This window comes from Pseudomonas sp., from assembly GCF_026224925.1.
GTDB lineage: Bacteria > Pseudomonadota > Gammaproteobacteria > Pseudomonadales > Pseudomonadaceae > Aquipseudomonas.
Genome location: NZ_JAMFRV010000404.1, coordinates 1 through 5,722, shown reverse-complemented (window position 1 = coordinate 5,722; position 5,722 = coordinate 1). Strand labels below are relative to the sequence as shown.

Here is a 5,722-nt window from a genome sequence, read left to right as displayed (position 1 = left end):
TAGGCGGCCTCGTTGATGTTCGCTGAATTATTGTCCTCGGACATCGGTCATTCTCCATCGGTATCCCAGATTGGCCAGCGCGCTCGGCACCGAACAGTCATTGATTATCGGGCTGAATGAAAAAATTATCTACGTAAAGGCGCTGACGAACCTTTTAGCTCAATGATTTAGGGATATCTGAGTGCGATAAAAATTCCTGTCATTCGTCAGCACGCGTATCTATGTGAAAAAACCGCTTGCGCTTAAACGAGTAAAGACTATATTTGGGATTCCAAAAATGTAATTCGGTATCCCAAAAATAAGAAAGGTACGGTATGAATACGCATATCTCCCCCAGCGAAAATGCGCCCGATCAAACCCATTCTGCTGCTCCTGTGTTGGTCGAGCGCGACGGGGCCGTCGTCACGGTGATCCTCAATCGCCCGGAAAAACTCAACGCCACCACGATGCCCATGTGGAAGCTGCTGGACGACACCATCAGCGCTTTGGATGCCGACGATTCGATCCGCTGCATCATGATCCGGGGCGCGGGCACCAAGGCCTTCGGACCTGGCAACGACATCTCTGAATTCGAAACCCACCGCAGCAATGTTGAGCAAGCGCGCCTGTATGGCCCCGTCATGCACGGCGCATTACGCGCCATTGCCCGCTGCCGTCATCCGCTGGTGGCGATGATCCACGGCATCTGCGTCGGTGGCGGGCTGGGCATTGCGTCGTTGTGCGACATCCGTATCTGTGGTGAATCCAGCCGTTTCGGCGTGCCGGTGAATAAGCTCGGTTTAGCCATGTCCCACGACGAAATGAGCGGCCTGATGCGTATCGCCGGGCCCGACGTAACCCTGGAAATGTTGCTGGAAGGTCGGGTGTTCGGTGCGGCTGAAGCGCTGCACAAACGTATCGTCAGCCGTGTGGTTGCAGACGCTGAAGTGGAATCGCAGGCAATAGAGAGTGCGCGGCGCATTGCCGACGGCGCGCCGTTGGTAGCCCGCTGGCACAAAAAATTCGTGCAACGCAGCACAGACGCAACGCCGTTGACCGCCGAGGAATACGACGAGGCCTTCGATTGCTTCGGAACCGAGGATTTCCAGATTGGCTATCAAGCTTTTCTAGCAAAACGCACCGCTGTTTTCGGAGGCAAATAATATGGCTGGTCCACTGCAAGGCATGAAGGTCATCGAGCTGTCGCACATCATGTCCGGACCCATCTGCGGGATGATGCTCGCCGACATGGGTGCCGACGTGATCAAGGTCGAGAAAATGGACGGCGGTGACGATTGCCGCCGCTTCGCACCGATCCTGGAACATGGTGAATCCGCCTCGTTCATGATCCTCAACCGGAACAAGCGTGACATCGCTCTGAACCTCAAAACCGAAGGCGGCAAAGACGTATTACGGCGGATGCTGGCAGACGCTGACGTGGTCACCGAGAACTACCGCAAAGGCACGATGGAGAAGTTGGGTTTGGGTTACGACAGCCTGAAGCTGCTTAACCCTGGGCTGATTTACTGTTCGGTTTCCGGTTACGGCCGCACTGGCCCTTACGCCGATAAAGGCGGTTTCGACCTGATCGCCCAAGGCTTGTCGGGTTTGATGAGTTCCACCGGCGAGCCGGGGCAGGCGCCGATCAAGGCGGGGTCGCCCATTGCCGACATCAATGCCGGGATTCTCGCCGCGCTGGGCATCGCCGCTGCTTATGCCCACAAACTGAAAACCGGGCAGGGTCAGGTGGTGGATACCTCGTTGCTGGAAGCGGGTTTTCAGCAGATGTACTGGCCGGCCGCGAACTACTTCTCCGAGGGCGTGATTCTGCCGAAAATGGGCTCGGCCAATTCCACCAGCACACCGTATCAGGCGTTCGGTACGCAGGACGGCTGGATCAATATCGGCGCCGCGAATCAGGGTAACTACGAACGTTTGCTGCAAGTGCTGGACGCGCCGCACATCACCGATGACCCGCGTTTTGCCAGCAACATGCTGCGCATGAACAACCGTGAAGCGCTGGTCGCATTGATTACTGAATGCCTGTCTCACGACACTACCGACAGCTGGGTCGCCCGATTGGACGCGGCTGGTTTGCCCGTGGGCGCAGTGCTGGATATATCTCAGGCAGTGGAGCATCCGCAGATTCTAGAGCGGGAAATGATCGTTGAGACCCACCATCCAGTGACCGGTTCAGCGCGCAGCATTGCCTTGCCGATTCGTTTTTCTGAAACCCCCAAGCACGTCAGCCGGCCCTCACCGTTGCTGGGCGAACACACGTTGGAAATCCTCAACGAGTACGGCTACGACGCCCAACAGATTTCCGACCTGCAACGCGAGGGCGCGATTCTGGAGCTTTAATAGCTGACCCACACACACACGAGCGCATTAGTGAACAACTACAAAAAAAGACACTGAGGACCGCAACCATGAACAGGCTAAAACTCAAGGCCACCACCACCGTGCTGGTGATGCTGTGCCTGATGTACTTCATCACCTATGTAGACCGAGTCAACATCAGTACCGCGGCGAGCCAATTCAGCTCTGAACTGGGCCTGAGTAACACGCAATTGGGCTTTATTTTTTCAGCGTTCGCTTATCCCTACGTGGTGTTTCAGTTCATCGGTGGCTGGGTCAGTGACCGCTTCGGCGCCAAACGCACACTGATTGCTTGTGCTTTTATCTGGACCATTGCCACGACCTTGACCGGGATGGCGGGCGGCTTCGTTTCGCTGGTGCTGGCGCGTTTGCTCTTGGGATTGGGGGAGGGCGCGACCTTTCCAGCGGCCACCAGTGCCATGGCGTCGTGGATCGCTAAGGACAAGCGCGGAATGGCTCAGGGCATCACCCACTCGGCAGCCCGTCTCGGCAATGCCGTGGCACCGGTGCTGGTGATGGGGTTGATGAGCGCATACGACTGGCGCTTCGCTTTCTATCTGTTGGGCGCCTTAAGTTTCGGCTGGCTGGTGCTGTGGTACGTGACGTACACCGAAAAACCGGCCGATCACCCACGTATCACGGCAGAAGAACTGCACACGCTGCCGGTACCGAAGATCCATCCAATCGACGTGCCCGGCACGTGGGCGCGGTTGTACAAACGCATGCTGCCGGTCTCCAGCGTCTACTTTTGCTACAACTGGATTCTCTGGCTGATGCTCAGCTGGATGCCGTTGTACTTCATGCACAACTTTAATTTGAACATCAAAAGCGCGGTGATATTTACCTCCGGCGTGTTCTTCGCTGGGGTCGTCGGCGATCTGGTGGGCGGCATGGTCAGCGATCGGTTATTGCGGCGTACCGGAAACCTGCGAATCGCCCGCAGTTACATGGTCGCGGTTTGCATGGCCTTGACCGGACTGTCGTTGATCCCGGTACTGGTGTTGCATGAGCCGATGTACGCGCTGCTGTTTCTCGGCGCAGCAATGTTCTTCAACGAGATGACCATCGGCCCGATGTGGGCGATTCCCATGGACATCGCCTACGACCGCTCCGGCACCGCCAGCGGCATCATGAGCGGCACAGGCTTCACCGCTGCAATCGTCAGCCCGGTATTGGCCGGTTACCTGATCGACCAGACCGGCAACTGGAACATCACCTTTTTGGTATCCATCGGCATCATGGTCTGCGGCGTGTTACTGACCTTCACCATGAAACCGGAAAAACCGTTTGTGGCGGATTTGAAAGTGCAGCCACAAAACACTGGAACATTTGAGCGTAAAGAAGCGGTCGCGAAGTAAATGCAGGCTGCGGTGCATCCAAAGATCGCAGCCTTCGGCAGCTCCTACAATTTGGGTGAGATCGAAATGTCTGTAGGAGCGAACTTGTTCGCGAAGGCAGCGGCGCGGTATGACAGACAGACCGCGTCCTCCGCTTCCCGAACGAATTCGGCCCCACAGAAAAAAACGGTGTAGGAGGCTGGATCAATCACACAACGGCGAAAGCTCCTCAATCATCACCTCGCGAGCACATTCGGCGAATTTACTGACCAGCCTGGATTGGGGGTGGTGCAATGGAAAGAGCAAGCCAATGACCACCGGGATGCTGGCGGTAAAAGGTCTGGACTCAATGTTGTTGACCGTCGCTTCCTCAATGGCCGCTATCGGGTTGATCAAACTGACGCCCAGTCCCGCTCCGACCAGTGCGCAGATGGATGACCCCAAGCTAGCCTCGGCGACGATGACCGGATTGACCTGAGCTTCTTTGAAAATGAAGTCAATCCGGTCTCGCACCGGGCTGGTGTTGGGGAATGAGATGTAGCGTTCGTCCGCGAAGTCTTCCGGCGTGATTTTTTCCAGCAAGGCGAATCGATGCCCTTTGGGGAAAACCACCACGCAATTGGTGGTGATGACCGGTTCAACCAGAATTCCAGGTGTCTGGCCATAGAGCATCGCCAGGCCTGTACTGCACAGCCCCGAGCGGACCCACTCGTTGATGCTGCTTTCGTTGCCGGACTGGATCGTCACCAGAACGTCTGGATACTCGAGCTTGAACCGGGCAACCGCGCGAGCCAGCAGCCCACCGGCCAGACGTGGCATGGCAGCGAGCACAAGTCGGTCTCTGCCGAACGAACGAATCACGGCAGCCGCCGACTCCAGGCTGGACAAGCCGGCGAAGGTTTTTTCAACCTCCTGATAAAAGCGCTCGCCATCCAGGGTTGGCTTGAGCCTGCTTCCATTGCGCTCGAACAGCGGAAACTGCGCGACGCTTTCAAGTTGCCCGATGAGACGGCTGATCTGCGGCTGCGAGGTATGCAGCGTTCGAGCGGCAATGGTCATCGAGCCCGTCATCATGATCGCCCGAAAGGCCTCGATCTGGCGGAGCTTCATGCAGGATCTCCCATATCATTTCTGTATCTAGCAATACGCAAGTGGAATTGGGCTTAACGATATTCTTCGCGGATACTTTTAGCCACTACCGATCTCCTGCTCTCGGTTCGATGTCCGCTATTCCCGATGACGATGTTCACTGGTTCGATTACCGACCCGAGGAAGGAAAATGAAAGTAGCCTCAGCTGTATCGGCGCTTGCGCTATTCATCATCAGCGCCACCGCGCTGGCAGATGGACGTATCGACAGAATTAAAGAAACCGGCGCCATCACGCTTGGCTACCCTGAAAGTTCAGTGCCCTTCGGTTACCTCGATGACCAGCAAAAGCCCATCGGTTATACCGTGGAAATCTGCGAAGCCATCGCCGCTAAAATCAAGGCGTCATTAGGCCTCGCTGCGCTGGACGTTCATTACAACCCGACCGCGTCGGCGACTCGTATTCCGCTTCTTGCCAATGGCACTATCGACCTGGAGTGCGGCAACACCACCAACAAAGCCGACCGCCATACACTGGTGTCGTTCGCGCCCACCACCTTCGTCGCTCAGGTGGTATTGGTGGCCCGCAAGGACGCCGGCGTCGATGTAAACGACCTGTCGACTTTCCGTGGCAAAACCATTGCTGCGCAGGCGGGAGGGCAAACCTTCAAGCTGATCTCCATGCTTAATGCCAAGTATGGTTATGGTATTACCGTTGCCCCCGCCAAAGACACCGGCGAAACCTTTCTCATGGTCACCAGTGGCCGCGCTGCCGGTTCGGCTAACGATGATGGACTCGCTTACGGCGCGGTCGCGTCGTCCAAGAACCCTGAAGATTACGTGGTCGGCACCAAGGGCCTGGAGCTCGCGCCATACGGCATCCTTGAGCCCAAGGATGACCCAGAGTTCAAGAAGCTGGTGGACACCTCCGTTGTCGAAC

Annotated in this window: 5 protein-coding genes; 4 read left to right on the top strand and 1 reads right to left on the bottom strand. The window is 56.7% G+C overall.

Annotation, left to right across the window (positions count from 1 at the left end):
- Positions 1–314: 314 nt before the first annotated feature.
- From M0974_RS17480 to M0974_RS17470, 3 genes are all read left to right on the top strand, one after another.
- Positions 315–1,142, top strand: a complete 828-nt coding sequence (locus M0974_RS17480) for an enoyl-CoA hydratase-related protein (RefSeq protein WP_297839323.1) — start codon at positions 315–317, stop codon at positions 1,140–1,142.
- A gap of 1 nt (position 1,143) precedes the next feature.
- Positions 1,144–2,340, top strand: coding sequence for a CaiB/BaiF CoA-transferase family protein (locus M0974_RS17475; RefSeq protein WP_297839321.1), 1,197 nt, complete (start codon positions 1,144–1,146; stop codon positions 2,338–2,340).
- A gap of 68 nt (positions 2,341–2,408) precedes the next feature.
- Positions 2,409–3,716, top strand: a complete 1,308-nt coding sequence (locus M0974_RS17470) for an MFS transporter (RefSeq protein ID WP_297839317.1) — start codon at positions 2,409–2,411, stop codon at positions 3,714–3,716.
- 183 nt (positions 3,717–3,899) lie between these two features.
- Here the strand turns inward: M0974_RS17470 and M0974_RS17465 are convergent, their stop codons facing one another.
- Positions 3,900–4,805, bottom strand: a complete 906-nt coding sequence (locus M0974_RS17465; protein WP_297839314.1) for a LysR substrate-binding domain-containing protein — start codon at positions 4,803–4,805, stop codon at positions 3,900–3,902.
- A gap of 169 nt (positions 4,806–4,974) precedes the next feature.
- Here M0974_RS17465 and M0974_RS17460 point away from each other — a divergent pair.
- The coding region (locus M0974_RS17460; protein ID WP_297839312.1) for an amino acid ABC transporter substrate-binding protein at positions 4,975–5,722 on the top strand (748 nt) is incomplete at its 3' end.

Excerpts from the sequence above, each read along its gene's own strand:
- M0974_RS17480 (WP_297839323.1), top strand. The coding sequence starts at position 315 with ATGAATACGCATATCTCCCCCAGCGAAAATGCGCCCGATCAAACCCAT.
- M0974_RS17475 (WP_297839321.1), top strand. The coding sequence starts at position 1,144 with ATGGCTGGTCCACTGCAAGGCATGAAGGTCATCGAGCTGTCGCACATC.
- M0974_RS17470 (WP_297839317.1), top strand. The coding sequence starts at position 2,409 with ATGAACAGGCTAAAACTCAAGGCCACCACCACCGTGCTGGTGATGCTG.
- M0974_RS17465 (WP_297839314.1), bottom strand. The coding sequence starts at position 4,805 with ATGAAGCTCCGCCAGATCGAGGCCTTTCGGGCGATCATGATGACGGGC.